Origin of the sequence: Agrobacterium sp. RC10-4-1 (assembly GCF_014138475.1) — a bacterium.
GTDB lineage: Bacteria > Pseudomonadota > Alphaproteobacteria > Rhizobiales > Rhizobiaceae > Agrobacterium > Agrobacterium pusense.
In genome coordinates, this window is the sequence record NZ_JACJIT010000008.1 from 31,188 (window position 1) to 50,731 (window position 19,544).

Genomic DNA, 19,544 nt, shown 5'->3' on the forward strand with positions numbered 1-19,544 from the left:
GGCTCAGTTGGTGGCGCCCGACCAGACGGCATCCTTGATGCTGATCTGTTTCGGGATCAGGCCGAGACGATAAAAGCGATCCGCCGTTTCCTGCTGGCTGGCGATGATCTTGTCATCGATCTTGGTAATGCCGAATTCCGAACGGTTCGCGGCAAGCGTCTGTGCCTCCAGCGGCACGCCCGTCACCTCATGCAGCGCCGCAGCGACCTTGTCGCGATTGGCGGCGGACCACTTCGCAGCCTCACCGAGCGCATCGATCGTCGTGTTGATGGTGTCGCCATGCGATTTGGCGTAGTCGCGATTGGCGAGGAAATAGGTGCTTACAGCAAGCACATCGCTGGTGCGGGCCAGCGTCACCGGCTTGTATCGGGTTTCGGCAATCGCATAGAAAGGATCCCAGACGGCCCAGGCGTCGATCTTGTCGCTAGCGAAGGCTGCCGCGGCATCAGCAGGACTGAGATAGGTCACCTCGATATCGCTGAATTTCAGGCCATTCTTTTCCAGAGCCGCAACGAGCAGGTTATGTGCACTGGTGCCTTTGCCGACGCCAACCTTCTTGCCCTTCAGATCGGCAACCGACTTGATGCCGCTTTCGGGTTTGGTGAAGATCGCCTCGCCCTTACCGTTCGAGGGAAGCGCCGCCACATAAACGATGGCCGAACCCGCTGCCTGGCCGAAGATCGGCGGCGCATCACCCGTCCAGCCGACATTGATGGAGCCGACATTCAGGGCTTCCACCAGCGGCGGGCCTGCGGTGAATTCGACCCATGAAACCTTCACGCCCTTGGCTTCAAGCGCCTTTTCGATGACACCCTGCTGGCGGGCGATAACAGGCAGTCCGGTTTTCTGATAACCGATCTTCAACTCTTCCGCCGCCCCTGCCTGCAGCGGCAGGACGGAGAATGCGGCGACGGCAAAAAGGCTGGCGGAAAGCGCGCGTCGGGTGATGGCTGGCATTTCATCTCCTTATCACCAGCCCCTCTGGCCGGATCACGATATGGAGCAATGCTATGGTTTTCCATTAAAACGATAGAGAGACGATAATTCAATATCGGCAATGTTGCGGGAATAAAATTTCGCGCAACCACATGTTTTCCGCAAATCATCGCGGAGGCCCTTGTCAGACCCATCGAACAGAAATGCCGGCGCGGAGGAAGCCGCACCGGCATGATGGATCAATTTCTCTTCCGACAACGCGATCGAAAAGTCGATTACTCGATATCGAAGGAAACCCCCTGCGCCAGCGGTAGCGCCTTGGAGTAGTTGATCGTGTTGGTGGCGCGGCGCATATACGCCTTCCACGCATCCGAACCGGATTCACGGCCGCCGCCAGTTTCCTTCTCACCGCCGAAGGCACCGCCGATTTCCGCACCCGACGTGCCGATATTGACGTTGGCGATACCGCAATCGGAGCCTTCCGACGACAGGAAACGTTCCGATTCCTGTATGTCGCGGGTGAAAATCGACGACGAAAGACCGGCTGCGACGGCGTTGTGCGCTTCAATCGCCTGATCGAGATCGCTGTACTTCATGACGTACAGGATCGGGGCGAAAGTCTCTTCCAGAACGGGGCCAACCTGCTTCGGCATTTCGACCAGCGCCGGTTTCACATAATAGGCATCTGCCGCACCCGTATCCACGCGCCCGCCCCCATTCACCACGCCGCCAGCCGCCTTGGCCGCTTCGAGGGCTTTCTGCATGGCCTCGAATGCCGCCTTGTCGACCAGCGGGCCTACGAGTGCGGAGGTTTCCAGCGGGTTGCCGACGGAGACGGAAGCATAGGCCTTTTTCAGGCGTGGCACGAGTTCATCATAAACGCTGTCATGCACGAAAAGGCGGCGAAGCGTGGTGCAGCGCTGGCCGGCCGTGCCCATCGCACCGAAGGCGATGGCGCGCAACGCCATATCGAGATCGGCGGAGGGGCAGACGATGCCGGCATTGTTGCCACCGAGTTCAAGAATGGCACGGGCGAAGCGTTTCGCCAGACGCGGCCCGACATCACGGCCCATGCGGGTGGAGCCGGTGGCCGAAACCAGCGGCACCTTGGGATTATCCACCAATGCCTCGCCGACCGCGCGATCGCCGATCAGCAGTTGGGACAGACCTTCCGGCGCGTCGCCGAAGCGGGCGGCAGCGCGTTCGAAAATGCCCTGAACGGCAAGCGCCGTCAGCGGCGTCTTTTCGGACGGCTTCCAGACGACCGAATTACCGCAGACGAGGGCAAGTGCGGCATTCCACGACCAGACGGCGACGGGGAAGTTGAAGGCGGAGATGACGCCGACGACGCCGAGCGGATGCCAGGTTTCCATCATCCGGTGGCCGGGGCGTTCGGTGGCGATGGTGAGGCCATAAAGCTGGCGGGAAAGACCGACCGCGAAATCGCAGATATCGATCATCTCCTGCACTTCGCCGAGACCTTCGGACGGGATTTTGCCCGCTTCCAGCGATACGAGACGGCCGAGATCGGCCTTGAAAGCGCGCAGTTCTTCGCCAAGCAGCCGGATCAGCTCACCACGGCGCGGCGCGGGAACATTACGCCATGCCTTGAAGGCAGCGTCCGCCCTGTCGATCACGGCCGCTACGCCCTCGACCGAAACGGTCTTCAGACTTGCAATTCGCTCGCCTGTCACCGGGCTGAAAGAGGCCATGTCGCCACCAGTGTAGAGATCGCGGGCAACGCCCATCCTCTCGAGCAGGGCGGCGGCTTCCTGTTTCACGTCGAGCTTCGTGGTTGCATCCATATCAATTGTCCTTTTGGCTGAGAGGGAGGAAGGCCGCCTTGATACGGCGCTTTCAACTCCCGTCGCTCTTCTTTCCCCGGAATTCGTTATATGTTCTGGGAACTCGCTCCGTCAAACTTGGCAAAACCCCGTTCCATTCTTTCCCGTAATCATATATGGGCATTATGACCCTTTTCCAATGAGGAAATCGGGTAAGTTGATGCGAGAATGGAATGGATCCGCGTAGAAGACTGGTCCCTGACATCGTCACCCTGCAGGCGTTCGAATGCGCCGCACGGCATGGCAATTTTACCCGCGCTGCCGAAGAACTCAACCTCACGCAGAGCGCTGTCAGCCGACAGATCGGCGAACTCGAAGCGCAGACGGGGATGCAGCTTTTCGAGCGTATCCGCAGACGGGTGGTCCTTTCAGAGGCGGGGCGCAAATTCCTGCCCGATGTGCGGCGCCTGTTGCAGCAATCCGAGCAGCTGATGGTGCGTGCGGTTTCGGCGGGAACATCGCATGCATCGCTGTCCGTCGCGACGCTGCCGACCTTCGGCAGCCGCTGGCTGATGCCGCGCCTGCACCGCTTCATCGACGCCAACCCGGATATGACGATCACAATCGGCTCGCGCTCCCATCCCTTCGATTTCGACGAGGAGGGCTTCGATCTGGCCATTCACTACGGCCAGCCGGTCTGGGCACATGGCACCTGCACATTCCTGTGCGATGAGGTGATCGTACCCGTCGCCAGCCCTGCCCTGCTGCGCCATGCGGCGGTGACGCGGCCTGAAGACCTGACGCGGCAGCCATTGCTGCACGTCACCACGCGCCCGAAACTGTGGACGGAGTGGCTGGAAATGAACGGGGTGATGGCCGAAAATGCCTATCAGGGCAGCCGTTTCGACCAGTTCTCCATGATCATCGAAGCCGCCGCGAGCGGTATCGGTTTCGCCCTTCTGCCGAAATACCTCATCGAGGCCGAACTTTCCTCCGGCCGCCTCGAAATCGTTTTCGATATGCCGTTGCAGACCGACAAGAGCTATTATGTCGCCCTGCCGGAAGGGCGGCAGGACAACGCGCTCGCCCGTGCCTTTCAGGCCTGGCTGCTGGATCAGGTCGGCAAGCCGTTATAGCTGTGCGCATTAGAGGCGATTGCGGAAAAACGGGTTCCAGCGCACCGTGCCGAGCCTGACCTTTTCGCGGATCATTGTCAGCAGCCCGGATGCGGCGATGACGGCAAGCCCGAGTACCGCAATGGCGTCAGGATATTCGTGGAAGAAGACCATGCCCATCGCGACTGCCCAGAGGATTTGCGAATAATGCGAAGGGGCTATCTGGCTTGCCGGTGCAATGCGGGTTGCCACCAGAAGCGTGATCTGCCCCGTCGCCGTGCAAAGCCCGATAAAGGCAAAGGCCAGCAGCTGGTGCAGGTTGGGCATGACAAAATCGGGAATGGAGGCAATGCCGTTGAAGGTGAGGCCGTAGACCAGCAGCACACCCATGATCGAGGTGCGCTTTTCCTTGCCCGCAAGCGAGCGCAAAAGCACGATGGTCATGGCCGCCAGGAAGGCGACGCCGATTGCGGCGATATGCCCAAGTTCCAGCGTCTTGAAACCTGGCCGCACGACAAGGATAACGCCCACGATGCCCGCCAGAACCGCAGCCCAGCGCCATGGGCCGATATTCTCCTTCAGCACGACGGCGGAAAGGACGGTTACGAAGAGCGGTGACAGGAAGATCAGCGCATAGGCTTCCGCCAGCGGAATGGTGGTGAAGGCATAGATACCGAAAATACCCGCGAACAGGCCGGAAATGGCGCGACCGTGCACCGCGAACGGCCGGCTCATGCGCCAGAACTCACGCCACCTTTCCTCGCGCGGTTTGCTGAAGAAGATGAAGATGCCGGAGAACAGGATGCTGAAAAAGCCGATTTCGAAAACGCTGATCTGCGATCCAAGCGACTTGATGGTGGCATCGCCCATGGAAAAGGTCGCGTAGGCGAACAGACCGAGCAGAAAACCCTTTTGCATTTAAACGTCCCCGAAAATCGACCGCAACGCAAAGCTTCTCCCAGCCGCGTGGAACGCGGCCCGGACGCCCCCACTCCGGGGGACAGACAGTCTGGCAGATTTTGATCCTCTCCCTATGGCTAGACCCGGCTACCTATGAGTGCAAGCCGGAAAAATCGTAAAATGATCCGATTGAACGCGACCAGTGCAAATGGCTGCAAGGTGCGGCAAATTTGTCCCGTCACCGCCATCACATCCCCGTCATGGAAAGACGTTAGCCGGTGTTGATCGCGGCGCTTGGCGGCGGGCATGAAGGCGGCTAAATATTATCCTGCGATTTTCACCCGATGATTTCCCCGGCTGATATTGCTGCGTTACCATGGCCTCGCTAACCGAAAGGAAAAAGAATGCGGATTGTGATGATCGGTTCGGGTTATGTCGGCCTTGTGTCCGGCGCGTGTTTTGCAGATTTCGGCCATGACGTGGTTTGCGTCGACAAGATGCCGGAAAAGATCGAAGCCTTGAAAAATGGCCATATCCCGATCTTCGAGCCGGGTCTGGAGACCATCGTCGCCAACAATGCCAAAGCCGGGCGGTTGAGCTTCACCACCGATCTCTCCGCCGCCGTTGCCAAGGCCGACGTGGTCTTCATCGCGGTCGGCACGCCTTCACGGCGCGGGGACGGCCATGCCGATCTCGGTTATGTCTATGCAGCGGCAAAGGAAATTGCCCATGCGCTGGATGGTTTTACCGTAATCGTCACCAAATCCACCGTTCCCGTCGGCACCGGCGACGAAGTGGAACGAATTATCCATGAGGAAAACCCCTCGGCCGATTTCGCCGTGGTTTCCAACCCGGAATTTCTGCGCGAAGGTGCGGCGATAGAGGATTTCAAGCGGCCGGACCGTATCGTCGTCGGCCTGTCGGATGAACGTGCCCGGCCGGTCATGACCGAGGTTTACCGTCCGCTCTATCTCAACCAGTCGCCGCTGCTCTTCACCACAAGACGCGCTTCCGAACTCATCAAATACGCCGCCAACGCCTTTCTGGCCATGAAGATCACCTTCATCAACGAAATGGCCGATCTGTGCGAAAAGGTTGGCGCCAATGTGCAGGATGTCTCGCGCGGTATTGGCCTCGATGGCCGTATCGGCCCGAAATTCCTGCATGCCGGCCCCGGTTATGGCGGCTCCTGTTTTCCGAAGGATACGCTGGCGCTCGCCAAGACCGCGCAGGATTATGATGCGCCGGTGCGGCTGATCGAAACCACCATCGCCATCAACGACAACCGCAAGCGCGCCATGGGCCGCAAGGTCATCAACGCCGTGGGTGGTGACGTGCGCGGCAAGAAGATCGCCGTGCTCGGCCTCACCTTCAAGCCGAATACCGACGACATGCGCGACAGCCCGGCGATCGCCATCATCCAGACCCTGCAGGATGGCGGCGCGAAGGTGGTGGGTTACGATCCGGAAGGCATGGCGAATGCCCGCCATCTGATGGAAGACATCGATTACGCAACCGGGCCTTATGAGGCTGCGGAAGGCGCCGACGCGGTGGTCATCGTGACGGAGTGGAACCAGTTCCGCGCCCTCGACCTGCCGCGCCTCAAGGCGATCATGAAAAGCCCGGTGCTGGTGGATTTACGCAATATTTACCGCACCGACGAAGTCGCCGCCCATGGCTTCATCTATGCCGCCGTCGGTCGCCCGCAGGAAGGCGGGTCGGATAACGACGCTTGAAGGCGCCGCCATCGCAGTTTCATCAAAAGGTTTTCTGCGTTTCGGTTTAACCGCAGACGCACCAATGGATTCGGGAAATCATCATGCGTTATCTGGTCACCGGCACAGCAGGCTTTATCGGCTTTTACGTCGCCAAGCGTCTGCTCGATGCTGGTCATTTCGTCACCGGCTTCGACGGCATGACGAAATATTACGATGTCAGCCTCAAGGAAAAGCGTCACGCCATTCTTTCCCGCTCCAACGGCTTCCGGGCGGAGATCGGCATGCTCGAGGATAAGGATGCGCTGAATCGCGCGGCCGACGCCGCCGAGCCTGAAATCATCATTCATCTCGCCGCCCAGGCGGGTGTGCGTTACAGCCTTGAAAATCCCCGCGCCTATGTCGATTCCAATCTCCTTGGCTCGTTCAACATGCTGGAGCTTGCCAGAAGCCTTGATGTCAAGCACCTGATGCTGGCATCGACCTCCTCCATCTACGGCGCCAATGAGAAAATCCCGTTTGCGGAAAGCGACAAGGCCGATGAGCCGATGACGCTTTACGCCGCCACCAAGAAGTCGATGGAACTGATGGCGCACAGTTATGCCCATCTGCACAAGCTGCCCACCACCGCCTTTCGTTTCTTTACAGTCTACGGTCCTTGGGGGCGGCCGGACATGGCACCGATCAAATTCGTCGACGCCATCTCGAACGGCCGCCCGATCGATATCTACGGTCAAGGCAAAATGAGCCGCGACTTCACCTATATCGACGACCTGGTGGAGGGCATCGTCCGACTGAGCGCGGTCATCCCTTCCGAGGAAAACCGCGTCACACAAGAAGGCGTCACCGACACGCTCTCCCACCATGCACCGTTCCGCGTGGTCAATATTGGCGGCGGCCAGCCGGTGGAATTGATGCATTTCGTCGAGACGGTCGAAAAAGCGGTTGGGAAACCGGCGGTCCGCAACATGCTGCCGATGCAGCAGGGTGACGTTCCCCGCACTTTCGCCTCGCCCGATCTTTTGAGAGCCCTTACCGGCTACGTGCCTCAGACGTCGGTCGAAGAGGGCATCAAGGCCCTCGTCGCCTGGTATCGGCAGATGCAATCCTCCTCGCTGCAGGAATAACTACAGCGTTGCCAGCAGGCGATTGGAGATGGTGCCGCCGGACGCGCTCTGCATGGCGATCTTGGTTTCCACTGCCTCTATGATCGTGTCGCTGAAATCCATATCCGTGAGGTCGCGGATATTGGAAAGTCCGCCCGGCGAAAACACGTTCACCTCCAGTATCTTGTCACCGACGATATCAAGTCCGACAAGGAACATGCCGTCCTCCACCAGCTTCGGCCGCACCATTTCGGCAAGCGCCACGATGTCGTCTGTCACCTTCACGGCCTCCGCCGTACCGCGGGCGTGGATGTTGGAACGCAGATCGCCTTTTGCAGGCACACGGCGAAGGGCGGCATATTTGCCGTCGCGCATCAGCGGCCGGCCATTCATCATGAAGAAGCGGATATCGCCGTCCTTAGCAGCCGGCAGATAGGCCTGCGCGATCAGATAACCCTCGAGGCTGACGGCTTCGAAAATCTGGTTGAGATTGGTTTCCTTGCTGGAGCCGATCTTGAAGACGTTCTTGCCGCCGGAGCCCTGCAGCGGCTTGACGATGACGCCTTTTGGATGGGCATCGGCGAAGGCTCGGATTTCATCCACATTGCGCGAAATAATCGTGGTCGGGCGGACGATTTCGGGAAAGCTCTGGAAATAGAGCTTGTTCTGCGCCAGCGCCAGACCTTCGGGATCGTTCAGTACGACGACACCGCGCTGTTCGGCGAGCCGACCGAACAGGATGCCGGCATGGACCGCCCAGGGCCGTGTGGTCTGGTCGAGCGAGGGATCGTTGCGCAGCATCAGAGCATCGACCTCCTCGACATCCATGGTCCGCCGTTCCAGCGTCTTGTCCTGAAGAGCAGCATGAAACGCTTCGGATTTCTTGTATTTCGCCTTCGGCAGCACCGTGGCATGGATCGTCAGGCTGTCATCCGAACGCAGGGTAAAGTCACCCGGCGTCAGATAGATAACCTCATGGCCGCGATTGAGCGCCGCCATGGCCAGCAGGCCGGTTGCAAAATTCGGCCCCTCGGTTTCAATCGAATTGACGAAAAATGCGATACGCATGAAGCCCCTCCTATAATGTCGCGAGTTCGGCAATGGATATTCCCGCCCGGATTTTTTCCAGACGCTCGTTGGCCCTGGCCGGCAGCAGGAATGCGGGCCTGACGCCTGGCGGGCGCAAAAGGCCGCGCAGGGCAAGCTCCTGCATGACCGGGAAATGCTGGGCGGCGATCTTGCCCATCCAGAACGGATCGAGCGCACCGCCCTTGCGCAGATGGTCCAGCACCTCCGCCAGCCCGCGCAAATAGATCGCGTCCTTCGAGAGGCCGCCGCCGCGATAGATGCGCAACGTCATGTTGAAGGCGCCAGCCTCATCAAAACCATGGTCGCGGGTCATGAGCCGGAACGTCTCCACAAAGCTGGCGCCATCCAGCATGGCGGCACAGCCGACGACGCGGGCCGCAATCAGCCGCAGGCGCTCGCGCGTCATTCCGCCAGCCAGATGCTCCGCGAGCACCGCCAGCCCTTCCTGCACGCCCTCATAGCCGGAGAGGCCGGTGCGAAAGAGCCTGAGCCCCTGAAACGACCCATTGAAATAGGTGAGGAGATGCACGCCGATCTCATGCGACAGGAGCGCTTCGACACGGCGCTGTTCCATAACGGTGTGCCGGGAAATCAGAAGTTTCTCGCCCGTCACCATCAGACCCGGCGGCAGGTCGTCGCGGATTTCCACCCGTGCCTTGAAGCCCGGCTCCTCGGCCAAGTAGGACTCGACCATCTCGCGCGACTTCCGTGCGACGGCGTAACAATCTACCATCGCGATTTCGCCGCCCTCCTCACGGCGGGGACAATCCTCCAGCACCCGCAGCGCCAGCGTCAGCAGCGCAGGTTCGACGGCGCCATAGAGGGCGCGGGAAAAATCCGTGAAAGTGCGCCGGTGCAGATTGGCCAGCATCGTCAGTTGCAGATCGATCTCCTGCTGTTTCTCCCGATAGAGATGGTAAAGCACCGGATCTTCCAGATGATCGAAAACCACCGAATAGAGCTTTCGCTTCTGCTCCTCGACATCGACGCCCAACGGCCGGTAGAGAAGACGCGGCGCGAACTGGAAGCTGCCGTCCCGAAATTCCTCGAAGGCCCGGCGGGCATTGATTGGCGTGACGGAGAGAAGGAAATCGAAGGACGATACGATATCGTCGATGGACCTGTCTGCGCGCCTGACCGCATCGACGAAGGCCTTGCGGCCGAGCGCCCTGTGGCTGGTCACCTTGAGCGCGTCCATCCCTGCAGAGAATGACGAGAAGGCTTGCAGGCCCGCGTCGAAAAGATCGGCGATCATCGTCTCGCGCAGGCCCGGATAATCGGCACCGGATTCCGGCTGTCTATAGATCGGCGCGAAACGAACACTGATACAGGGAAAGTCCAGTCCTGCATTCTGAAACCGGAGGATCGGGTCGCCTTCCGGCTCGGGCCGGGTGATGCGCGGTGTACGAAACCGCACCTCGGCGTCACACACAGCCTTGATGAATACCCGACGGGCCTTTTGTGTTTCCGGTTCGGCTGTCGCCGAGACGGAGACCTCATAATGCGGTAAGAAGGGTGAATCGTCGGCAAGCAGGATGTCGTGCTCCAACTCACCGATATCGAGCACGATGAAGGCGCCGAAACGCTCCCGCATGGCCGTACCCACGGCCTCGATCAACGGCGCGGCCTCCTGAACGGTCGAAGCAATGAGATAGGAAGCGTGAGCGGCGGCAATGTCGCGCGCGGCAAGATCTTTCGTGCCGCCGGTCAGATGCAGGCACAGGAAAGGTAGTGGCCGGTCGATATGAAGCCGGCCGTCTTTGCCGATATCGCGACGTATTGCCTTGCCTGCCTGGAGGCAGGATGTCACGTCATCCACCAGCTCGGCAGTGGGAGAAGGGACATCACGGGCGGCAGAAACATTCATCGCCGCGACCTCAGACATTCCTCGACAACGGGCTGAAGTGCCGTGATCATGTCCCGTATTTCCGACACTACGCGCCTGTCCGGCTTTCCTGTCCATTCGTCCATAAAGAATTTCTTGAACTCGATAGCGATGGCACAGCCGTTTTCCGCGAAACGCTCGTGGATGAAACGGGTCTGTTCCCCCTTGCCCTGAAACGCCACGTTCTCGCGGACATCAAGACGGCGTCCGGCAATGGTCGCTGAAGCGAAATGATGACCGACGGCGCTGACGATATCGTTCCAGCGGCTGCGGTCCATGGAAAAGGTGCCGATATTGATATCGGGTGCTTCCGCAGGCGTGGTCGGCGGCGCAGCCGGACCCTGCCGGCGATGGTTGTAGGTGTGCACGTCGAGCACGACAAAAGCGCCGTGCCGCCGTTCGAGCGCGGCCAGCGTATTTTCCAGCATCGCGTAATAATCCGCGTGGAAATCCAGAGATTGCCGGACCGCTGCCGGCGCAGGCTCCTGTTTCCATACCTCAAGCCCCCAGGATTGTTCCGGCTTCAGATAGATGGCCTGATCGGCGGCGCGGTTGAGGTCGATTTCGAAACGTGAGTGGTGCACAATGATGCGGTTGGTCAATCCCGCAATCATGTCGCCAGTGAACGGATCTTCCTCTCTCAGGCGTTGGTCGCCCGAAAGCGCCATCAGCCCTGCTATATCGGGCCGTATGCGGTGGCCGTCATGGATGGCCGTGCCGATAACCGGCGAATTGCCAAACCCGATCGTCCAGAAGCCCGTATTTTCATCCTTGCCGTCGCTGTGTCTGGCTACCATGCTGCCTCCCCTGCATCAGAAGTAGAACAGCACAAGCGGCCCGTTTGTTCCGGCAAAAATTGCGCGCGATTTATTGGGCCGCAGCACGCATGCGCCGTCAAAAAACTGCGGAACCATACCGGAAAGCTCACGTTGTTCTGGCAGGAGGGCCGCCGTGTCAAACGGACATGATGGCGCTGAAGAACATCGGGGTTTTTCCGTTTTCTCCCGGTGGCCAACGAAACGGCAGTCGAGCTTCTTACCCATCCGGCGTCCCTCCGTTCCCGATTCCACACACTAGGAGCCGCGACATGGAAAAAACCGAAACGCGCAAACTTGCGGAAGAATATCTGCGGCTCGGCGGCACGCGTCAGGTGATGATCGACGACAACAAGACATTTGTGCGCCAATGGGAGCACGAACCAGCTGCAGCCGAGACATTCTGGCAGACGCACATCGAACCGCTCGACGCGGAACGCCGCAAGGACGTGGAATTTTTCCTCCCCTCCGTGAATTCGGACAAGGAAGATTGAACCCAAAGGAGACAGATATGACTGCTATTAACGCCGCAAAAATCCTTATCCTGGCAACCGACGGCTATGAACGCTCGGAGCTCAGGGTGCCCTACGATCAGCTCAAGGCCAAAGGCGCGGATGTAAAGATCGCCTCTATCAAGGAAGGAGAGATCAAAAGCTGGGATGAAAAGGACTGGGGCGACAGTATTGCCGTCGATCTCCTCGCGAAAAGCGTTCGCCCGGATGATTTCGATGCGCTGGTGCTTCCCGGCGGCCAGATCAATCCGGACGTGCTGCGCCATGACGAAGACGCCATGCGGGTGGTCCGCGATTTTCTGAAATCCGGCAAGGTGGTAGCGGCCATCTGCCACGCGCCCTGGCTTCTGGTCGAAGCCGACGCCCTTCGTGGCCGTGACGCCACATCCTATTGGTCGATCAAGACCGACCTGAAAAACGCCGGCGCCAACTGGAAGGATGAAAAGGTGGTTACCGACAAGGGGATCATCACCTCCCGCAGCCCCGATGACCTTGATGCCTTTGTGGCCAAGATCGTCGAAGAGGTGGAGGAAGGTCGCCACGAGCGCCGTGCCGCCTGATAAGCTCCGCATTCCTTTGTGCCGCCGGCTTCCGGCGGCACTTTTTTTGGGAGGAAGTCATGAAAAGCAGATTGCTGGCGAGCGCCGCCGAACGTACCTTCATTCTCGTGATCGAGCCGGAAGAAGAGGCATTCGACGCGATCCGCCGCTTTGCGCCGACCGAAAACATCAACGCGGCGTCGGTGACGGCGATCGGTGCCTTCTCCACCGCGACGCTTGCGTTTTTCGACCTTTTATCGCGAGAATACAAAGAAATACCCGTGACGGAACAGAGCGAGGCCCTGAGCCTGCTCGGCGATATTACCCTTGACGAAAACGATACGCCGAACCCGCACCTGCATGTCGTTCTGGGCTTTGCCGATGGCTCGACCAGGGGCGGGCACTTTCTGAAAGGCGTGGTACGACCGACACTGGAGGTGGTTATCCGCGAAACACCCGCAGAACTGCGACGCAGCTATATCAGTGACTTCGGCATAGCCCTCATCGACCCCGCGAAATAATCCCGCGGAACCGGAAAAACGCCATTGCGTTATCTCTTCACACGGGGGATGGCATGGCGGCGACAATCGATGGGGACGGTGAAGGCGACGACGAGGTCAGACAGTTTCTGACAGGTCTGGCGCGAGGAACGGCGGGCGCATTGCTGTTTGCCCTGCCCATGCTGATGACCATGGAGATGTGGTTTCTGGGCCTTTACATCAGCCCATGGCGGCTCCTGCTGCTTTGCGTCCTCAACCTGCCGCTCCTCCTACTTCTCGCCCGTCGGATCGGGTTCGAGAATATTCACTCCTGGAGCCAGGCGGCGCGAGACGCAATAACCGCCTACGGGCTGGGCGTCGCGGTGAGCGCGGCCGCACTTCTGCTGTTCGGTGTCCTCAACGACCAGATCACCGCCTCCAACATCGTCACAAAGGTTGCGTTACAATCCGTTCCCGCGAGCATAGGCGCCCTGCTTGGCCGCAGCCAGCTTGGACAGCATTCCGATGAGCAGGATGAAGAGAAAGGCGAATATTCGGGCGAGACCGGATATCTGCACGAGCTTTTCATGATGGTGGTGGGTGCGCTCTTTCTGAACCTCAACGTCGCGCCGACGGAAGAAATGATCCTCATCGCCTATAAGGTGACCCCCTATCACATTCTCGCCCTGTGCCTGCTGTCGATCGCCATCATGCATGGTTTCGTCTACGCGCTTCATTTCAAGGGCTCGCATCGGCTCCACGAGGGACAGAAATGGTGGCAATCCTTCATCCGCTTCACCCTGCCGGGCTACGTCATCGCCATCGGCATCAGCATCTACACGCTCTGGACTTTCGAACGCCTCGACCACACCTCCCTGTCGCAGATATTGAATGCCGCAGTCATTCTCGGCGTTCCCGCCTCGATCGGCGCCGCCTCGGCCCGGCTGATCCTGTGAGGACATCATGACAATCTCCAAGGATGGAAAACACACGGAAAGTTCCGATCCGCACTGGATCGAATGGGTCACGGGCGCCATCTGCACCCTGCTCGTCGCCGCCATGCTCGGCTGGATCCTATACGACATCTATCGCTACGAACCGGACGACGCCCGCTTCGAGATCGCCGTGACAGACGTTAACGGTGAGCCGGGGCAATATCGGGTGAAATTCGATATCCGCAATCTCTCCATGACGACGGCGGCGCAGGTGCAGGTGCGCGGAGATCTGCAGCAGGACGGCGGCACGCAGGAAAGCGCGGACGTGACATTCGATTACGTTGCCTCGGAATCGCGCGACAGCGGAACGCTTTTCTTCCGCAACGATCCCGCAGGCGGGAGGCTTATCATCAACGTCGCCGGCTATACCGAACCGTGACAGTTTTCAGGACCATTTCATGACCGCATCAGACCTGACGAAGGAACGCGACCTCAGGGAGTCAACCCCGCTCTGGGCCGATACGCCGCGGATCGGTGTCAGAAGCGGCAAGACGCCGAAAGACAACCACTACGACACAATCGTTGTCGGGACCGGTATCAGCGGCGCGCTGGTGGCCCACTCGCTGCATCGCCCGGGACGATCCATGCTGATCGTTGACCGACGCGAACCCGTCAAAGGCAGCAGCATGGCGAGCACCGCAATGATACAGCACGAGATCGACACGCCGCTGACGAAACTCCGGACGATGATCGGCAGGGAGGCCGCAGACAGGGCTTGGCAGCGCTCGGCGCGCGCGGTTCTTCGTCTGGAGGAAATCGTCACCTCGCTCAATATTTCCTGCGGCATGAGACGAAAACAGGCACTGTACCTCGCCGGTGACGACATGGGTTCGCGCGCTCTGAAGGCAGAGGCGGATGCCCGCGCAGAAGCCGGCATCGAGGCTGAGTTTCTCGGCGCCGCGCAACTGAGAGAGCATTATGGGTTGGAACGGACCGCCGCCATCGTCAGCGACATATCGGCCTCCGCCAATCCCGCCCAGTTGACAGCGGGTCTGCTGCGCCATACCGCGAGCGCTGGAGCGGAAATCGTCGCTCCTCTGGAAATCACCGATCTCAGAAACGTTGGCGACGAAGTAATCGTCGCCACTGCCAACGGGAAAATCCTCTCCGCCGGCAACATCGTATTTTGCACCGGGTATGAGTTCTTGAAAGCCCTTGAAAGCCCGACGCACCGGATCATTTCCACCTGGGCGCTGGCCAGCAGAAAAGGGCTGGATCTGCCGGACTGGCTGCAAAGCCACATCGTATGGGAGGCGGCAGACCCCTATCTCTATCTGCGAACCGACCGTGAGGGACGAGTGATTGCCGGCGGCGAGGACGAGGAAAATCCTGTCTCCTATCAGTCGAAGAGCAAGCTGGCGGGCAAGACACGAACGATCCGCCGCAAGATTGAAAAACTGCTGGGCGTGGATATCGGTGAACCCGATTATCGCTGGGCGGGAGCCTTTGGTACGACCACCACGGGCCTGCCGCTGATCGGCCTCGTTCCGGGCATGAAGAATGTCTATGCGGTGATGGGGTTCGGCGGCAACGGCATCACTTTCAGCCAGATCGCCGCCGAAATCGTGGCCGCCGCCATCAATGGCGGTACCGACCCCGACGCCGATCTTTTTAACTTCCGCTGATGCCGTTCATTCATCCTTGATACCGGTTACCACCTGGATACGGCGAAGCGTCCACAATACGACGATGCCCATTGCTGCGGCGAGCAGAGCGAGCGGCCACATGCCGAGACCGGCCGAGAGGCCGATCGCCGCCGAAAGCCACATGCTTGCGCCCGTCGTCAGCCCCTTGACGTCGCCCTTGGTGTAAACGACCACACCTGCGGCGAGAAAGGCGATACCGGCGGTTACGGCTTCCACCAGTCGGATGGGATCGAGCCGGGCTGCCTCATGCCCTTCCGCCATCGTTTCCATCATATGGATGGTGATGACGCAGAAAGTGACGGCGGCAAGGCCGATGAGCATATTGGTGCGCAGACCAGCGGTGTTTTTGTGGAATTCGCGCTCCAGACCGATCAGGCCGCACAGGATGACCGCGCCGAACACGCGCACCACCAGCACCTCGAACGGAATGGAAATATTCATGGAAAATTCTTCTGCAAGGCTTTGGGGCACTGTCGCGTCTCCTCCCGGAAATTTCTCCACACTAAGTTCGAAAAGGCGCGATGGTTCCGCACAGCAATATAAACGTTGCGTACAACCGAACCGGAACCATAGGAGCAGCTGAAAGTTTGTTTCCCGTGCGCATGAGCGCACATCGTGCATTTCCACTTCATGGGAGAAGGACCAATGGCCGAGAAGAAACTCGACGACCTGTTTTACGACACGCTGAAGGACATCTACTACGCCGAAAGGCAGATCCTGAAAGCCCTGCCGAAAATGGCGCGGGCGGCGACCGACCCGAAGCTGAAGCAGGCTTTCGAAAAGCACAAGGAAGAAACGCAGGGCCACGTAGAGCGCCTGCAGGAAGTATTCGAGATCATTGGCAAGCGCGCCCAGGGCAAGACCTGCGAAGCCATCCAGGGCATTATCGCCGAGGGCGAGGAAATCATGGAGGATTTCAAGGGCACCGCCGCCCTCGACGCCGGTCTCGTCTCATCCGCCCAGGCGGTCGAACACTATGAAATCGCCCGCTACGGCACGCTGAAGGCCTGGGCGGAAAAGCTCGGCCATACCAAGGCGGTATCGCTGCTCGATGCCACTCTTAAGGAAGAGTCGAAGACCGACGACGCGCTGACCGCGCTTGCCAAGACTTCGGTGAACGCCGCGGCCGAGAAGAAGGCCGCCTGACGCCATCCGCATCGGCTCAAAGAAAAACCGGAATGGTCAGCCATTCCGGTTTTTTTTTGTCGTCGTAGCCTGAAGGTTACGGCAGGGTGTAGGCGATGACGTAGTCGCCCGGTTTGGTCCCGACGGAACCGTGACCGCCCGCAACCATCACCACATATTGCTTGCCGTTTTCCAGTGCATAGGTCATCGGCGTTGCCTGACCGCCAGCGGGCAGGCGCGCTTCCCAGAGCTGCTTGCCGGTGGTGAGGTCATAGGCCCGCAGATAATTATCCACTGCGGCACCCAGGAAGGCTACGCCGCCCTTGGTGATCATCGGTCCGCCAATTCCCGGCACGCCCACCTTGAAGGGGAGCGGCAGCGGGGTCATGTCATAGACCGTCCCGTTCTTGTGCTTGTAGGCCACATCCCCGGTGCGCAGGTCCGCGCCGGCGACATAACCCCACGGCGGCGCCTGGCAGGGAATCTGCAGCGGGCCGAGGAACGGTCCCATGAAAACGCCATAGGGCGCACCGTCATTACGGTTCAGACCCTGCTCGCTGCCCTTTTCGTCCTGACCCTTGGGCGGAATCTGATCGCGCGGGACGAGCTGGGAGGTGAAGGCGAGATAGGTCGGCATACCGAACATGACCTGCCTTTCAGGATCCACAGCCACACTGCCCCAGTTGAAGGTGCCGAAATTGCCGGGATAGATGATCGAGCCGGTCAGTGACGGCGGGGTGTAGCGGCCTTTGTAGTTCAGCTGGTGGAAGCGGATGCGGCAGGCGAGCTGGTCGAACATGGAGACGCCCCACATGTCCTTTTCCTGCAATGGCTCCGGCTTGAACGAGAGGGCCGTTGTCGGCTGCGTCGGCGAGGTGAAGTCCTCGGGGATCGCACCGCCCGGGGCTGGCTCCTCCGTGATCGGCAGAAGCGGCTCGCCGGTGCGCCGGTCAAGAACGTAGATATCCCCCTGCTTCGTTGGCCCGACGAGCGCAGGAACGGTCTGACCATCCTTGGTTATGTCGAGCAACACCGGCTGGGCCGGCACATCCATGTCCCAGAGATCGTGATGAACCGTCTGGCGCACCCAGCGATCCTTGCCCGTATTGATATCGAGCGCGACGATGGAGGAAGAATATTTCTCCACATTCTCGCTGCGGCCCATGCCGAGCTGGTCCGGAACCTGATTACCGAGCGGGACATAAACGAGCCCGAGGCCTTCGTCATAACTGAAGACGGACCAGCTGTTCGGCGAGTTGGTCGTGTAGGTCTCACCGGCCGCAATCGGCTCGGTCTTTTGCGGGTTCCCGGAATCCCAGTTCCAGATGAGCGCACCGCTGTTCACATCGAAAGCGCGGATCACGCCGGACTGTTCCTGCGTGGAGTAATTGTCATTCACCGCGCCGCCGATGATGATCTTGCCCGCAGCAATCACGGGCGGCGATGTCGAATAATAATAGCCGGCGGGATTATATTTCATGCCCTGCTCGAGATGCAGCACACCCTGATCGGCAAAGGAGGTGCAAACCTGGCCGGTGGCGGCATCGAGCGCGATCAACCGTGCATCCGACGTGGGCAGATAGACCCGCTCGGCGCAGGCCGTTCCCGGCGCGGCACCCGGTTCGGCATAATAGGACACGCCGCGGCACGTCTGGTGCTGGCGATCCGGATTGAGGCCGACATTCGGATCGTATTTCCATTTTTCCTTGCCTGTCGCGGCATCGATGGCGATGGCCCAATTATGCGGCGTGCAGATGAAAAGCGTATTGCCGATCTTGAGCGGCGTCACCTGATAGGTGGTTTCGCCCACATCGTCCGGCAGCTTCACGTCGCCGGTCTGGTAACGCCACGCCTCCTTCAATTGCGAAACATTGTCGACATTGACCTGGGTCAGCGGCGAATAACGCTGCCCATAGGGCGTGCGGCCATATTGATGCCAGTCACCATCAGGCACGTTGCCGCCATAGGCCGGCGTCGCGGACGCCGTTTCCTGCGGCAAGGACCCTGGCTGATCATGCGGGTCCTGTGCCATCGAATATCCGGCAACGGCGATGGAAGCGAGAACGGAAAGCGCCAGCGGCCATGCATTCGGCCCATAGCTTAGCCCCGTCGGGCTTGCAAAACCGAGTGGCTTCCTCACCCAGGGCACCAGGAGCCAGAGGCCTATCACAATAATAAAACCGCCGCGCGGGCCAAGCTGCCACCAGTCAAAACCGACTTCCCAGACGGCCCACGCAAGTGTTGCGACAATGAACACGGCATAGACGTGAAGTGCTGCGCGATTGCGCTTGAAGAGCAGAACGGCCGTCAACAGAAAGGCCAGTCCGGAAAGCACATAATAAAAACTGCCCCCAAGCATCACAAGCTGGGAGCCGAAACCGAACAGCGCAAGGCCGATGAGCGTGAGAAAAACTGCAGTGACGGTGACTGCCATGAATGAAACCCCCGATTCCTGTCACTTTGTGTGAAATGAAATCGGGAGCAATATGGTTCCATTCAAACGCCACGAAAAATCATGGCATCTGCGTCACGGGTTCTGCGGCGCCCCCGTGGAGTCCTGCGGGGAAGGGTTTCGCTCCGTTGAAGCCGGCGGCGAAGCACGGCCGTTCGCGGGATTGTTGTCGAAGCTTTCCGAACCCGAGGGCTGCTGCGGGACGGGGGCGTTCTCCGTCTGCGGATTTTGCGGCAGGTTCTCGTCCGGTTCGAAAACCGCGTATTCCACGACAGCCCAGACCACCAGCGCTAACAACACGCTGACGATCAGAATGACAAGAACCGGACGTCCTGTCGATCCTTGCCGTGCCCGTGTGGCCGTCTCCTTTTTCGGAGCATCCCGACCGTCGAGATAGCTGGTATTTTCTCTGGCCATGTCTTTCACTCCCTAAACTCTGTCAATCTAATCC

At 59.7% G+C, this 19,544-nt stretch carries 20 protein-coding genes; 10 read left to right on the forward strand and 10 right to left on the reverse strand.

Annotation, left to right across the window (positions count from 1 at the left end):
- Positions 1-3: 3 nt before the first annotated feature.
- On the reverse strand, positions 4-957 hold the full coding sequence (locus tag FHW77_RS20590; protein WP_022563488.1) for an aliphatic sulfonate ABC transporter substrate-binding protein: 954 nt from the start codon (positions 955-957) through the stop codon (positions 4-6).
- 254 nt (positions 958-1,211) lie between these two features.
- Complete coding sequence (gene amaB, locus FHW77_RS20595) at positions 1,212-2,741, reverse strand: L-piperidine-6-carboxylate dehydrogenase (protein WP_112765935.1); 1,530 nt, start codon at positions 2,739-2,741, stop codon at positions 1,212-1,214.
- 212 nt (positions 2,742-2,953) lie between these two features.
- On the opposite strand from amaB, the gene FHW77_RS20600 reads away from it, so the two are divergent.
- Positions 2,954-3,856 (forward strand): LysR family transcriptional regulator, encoded by a 903-nt coding sequence (locus FHW77_RS20600; protein WP_006698048.1) that lies wholly within the window; start codon positions 2,954-2,956, stop codon positions 3,854-3,856.
- 9 nt (positions 3,857-3,865) lie between these two features.
- Here FHW77_RS20600 and FHW77_RS20605 read toward each other — a convergent pair whose 3' ends face one another.
- A complete protein-coding gene (locus FHW77_RS20605; RefSeq protein WP_044459426.1) occupies positions 3,866-4,753 on the reverse strand; it encodes a DMT family transporter in 888 nt (295 codons plus the stop codon).
- Positions 4,754-5,139: 386 nt separating this feature from the next.
- Here FHW77_RS20605 and FHW77_RS20610 point away from each other — a divergent pair, with 386 nt between their 5' ends.
- The gene (locus FHW77_RS20610) at positions 5,140-6,471 is read left to right on the forward strand and encodes a UDP-glucose dehydrogenase family protein (RefSeq protein ID WP_072495047.1); all 1,332 of its coding nucleotides are present in this window, start codon (positions 5,140-5,142) and stop codon (positions 6,469-6,471) included.
- 83 nt (positions 6,472-6,554) lie between these two features.
- Positions 6,555-7,577, forward strand: a complete 1,023-nt coding sequence (locus tag FHW77_RS20615; protein ID WP_108081674.1) for an NAD-dependent epimerase — start codon at positions 6,555-6,557, stop codon at positions 7,575-7,577.
- Here FHW77_RS20615 and FHW77_RS20620 read toward each other — a convergent pair whose 3' ends face one another.
- From FHW77_RS20620 to FHW77_RS20635, 4 genes are read right to left on the reverse strand one after another with little or no spacing between them, the layout of a single operon-like run.
- Complete coding sequence (locus FHW77_RS20620) at positions 7,578-8,624, reverse strand: glutathione synthase (RefSeq protein ID WP_004437928.1); 1,047 nt, start codon at positions 8,622-8,624, stop codon at positions 7,578-7,580.
- 10 nt (positions 8,625-8,634) lie between these two features.
- Positions 8,635-10,512, reverse strand: coding sequence for a flavohemoglobin expression-modulating QEGLA motif protein (locus FHW77_RS20625; protein ID WP_072495045.1), 1,878 nt, complete (start codon positions 10,510-10,512; stop codon positions 8,635-8,637).
- Positions 10,509-11,327, reverse strand: coding sequence for an N-formylglutamate amidohydrolase (locus FHW77_RS20630; protein WP_108081675.1), 819 nt, complete (start codon positions 11,325-11,327; stop codon positions 10,509-10,511). Before FHW77_RS20630 ends, FHW77_RS20625 begins: the two co-directional genes overlap by 4 nt.
- Before the next feature lie 15 nt (positions 11,328-11,342).
- Entirely contained in the window at positions 11,343-11,573 is a 231-nt protein-coding gene (locus FHW77_RS20635; protein ID WP_108081676.1) for a hypothetical protein, read from the reverse strand.
- 44 nt (positions 11,574-11,617) lie between these two features.
- Here FHW77_RS20635 and FHW77_RS20640 point away from each other — a divergent pair, with 44 nt between their 5' ends.
- From FHW77_RS20640 to FHW77_RS20665, 6 genes are read left to right on the forward strand one after another with little or no spacing between them, the layout of a single operon-like run.
- Positions 11,618-11,839 carry a hypothetical protein gene (locus tag FHW77_RS20640; RefSeq protein WP_004437916.1) on the forward strand — a complete coding sequence of 74 codons (222 nt, stop codon included), beginning with the start codon at positions 11,618-11,620 and terminating at the stop codon, positions 11,837-11,839.
- Positions 11,840-11,856: 17 nt separating this feature from the next.
- Positions 11,857-12,417 (forward strand): DJ-1/PfpI/YhbO family deglycase/protease, encoded by a 561-nt coding sequence (locus FHW77_RS20645; RefSeq protein WP_004437914.1) that lies wholly within the window; start codon positions 11,857-11,859, stop codon positions 12,415-12,417.
- Positions 12,418-12,476: 59 nt separating this feature from the next.
- Positions 12,477-12,917 carry a PPC domain-containing DNA-binding protein gene (locus tag FHW77_RS20650; protein ID WP_182590675.1) on the forward strand — a complete coding sequence of 147 codons (441 nt, stop codon included), beginning with the start codon at positions 12,477-12,479 and terminating at the stop codon, positions 12,915-12,917.
- Between the two features lie 53 nt (positions 12,918-12,970).
- Positions 12,971-13,831 carry a TIGR02587 family membrane protein gene (locus FHW77_RS20655; RefSeq protein WP_108081678.1) on the forward strand — a complete coding sequence of 287 codons (861 nt, stop codon included), beginning with the start codon at positions 12,971-12,973 and terminating at the stop codon, positions 13,829-13,831.
- A 7-nt stretch (positions 13,832-13,838) separates the two neighbouring features.
- A complete protein-coding gene (locus FHW77_RS20660) occupies positions 13,839-14,249 on the forward strand; it encodes a TIGR02588 family protein (protein ID WP_004437907.1) in 411 nt (136 codons plus the stop codon).
- 19 nt (positions 14,250-14,268) lie between these two features.
- Positions 14,269-15,495 carry an NAD(P)/FAD-dependent oxidoreductase gene (locus tag FHW77_RS20665; RefSeq protein ID WP_112765937.1) on the forward strand — a complete coding sequence of 409 codons (1,227 nt, stop codon included), beginning with the start codon at positions 14,269-14,271 and terminating at the stop codon, positions 15,493-15,495.
- A 6-nt stretch (positions 15,496-15,501) separates the two neighbouring features.
- On the opposite strand, the gene FHW77_RS20670 is transcribed toward FHW77_RS20665, so the two are convergent.
- The gene (locus FHW77_RS20670; protein ID WP_108081681.1) at positions 15,502-15,987 is read right to left on the reverse strand and encodes an MgtC/SapB family protein; all 486 of its coding nucleotides are present in this window, start codon (positions 15,985-15,987) and stop codon (positions 15,502-15,504) included.
- Between the two features lie 174 nt (positions 15,988-16,161).
- Between FHW77_RS20670 and FHW77_RS20675 the strand changes: the two genes are divergently transcribed.
- On the forward strand, positions 16,162-16,662 hold the full coding sequence (locus tag FHW77_RS20675) for a YciE/YciF ferroxidase family protein (protein ID WP_004437899.1): 501 nt from the start codon (positions 16,162-16,164) through the stop codon (positions 16,660-16,662).
- A gap of 76 nt (positions 16,663-16,738) precedes the next feature.
- Here the strand turns inward: FHW77_RS20675 and FHW77_RS20680 are convergent, their stop codons facing one another.
- Both FHW77_RS20680 and FHW77_RS20685 read right to left on the reverse strand, forming a co-directional pair.
- Positions 16,739-19,075, reverse strand: coding sequence for a glucose/quinate/shikimate family membrane-bound PQQ-dependent dehydrogenase (locus FHW77_RS20680; protein ID WP_044459434.1), 2,337 nt, complete (start codon positions 19,073-19,075; stop codon positions 16,739-16,741).
- 93 nt (positions 19,076-19,168) lie between these two features.
- Positions 19,169-19,510 (reverse strand): hypothetical protein, encoded by a 342-nt coding sequence (locus FHW77_RS20685; protein WP_022563475.1) that lies wholly within the window; start codon positions 19,508-19,510, stop codon positions 19,169-19,171.
- Positions 19,511-19,544 lie beyond the last annotated feature (34 nt).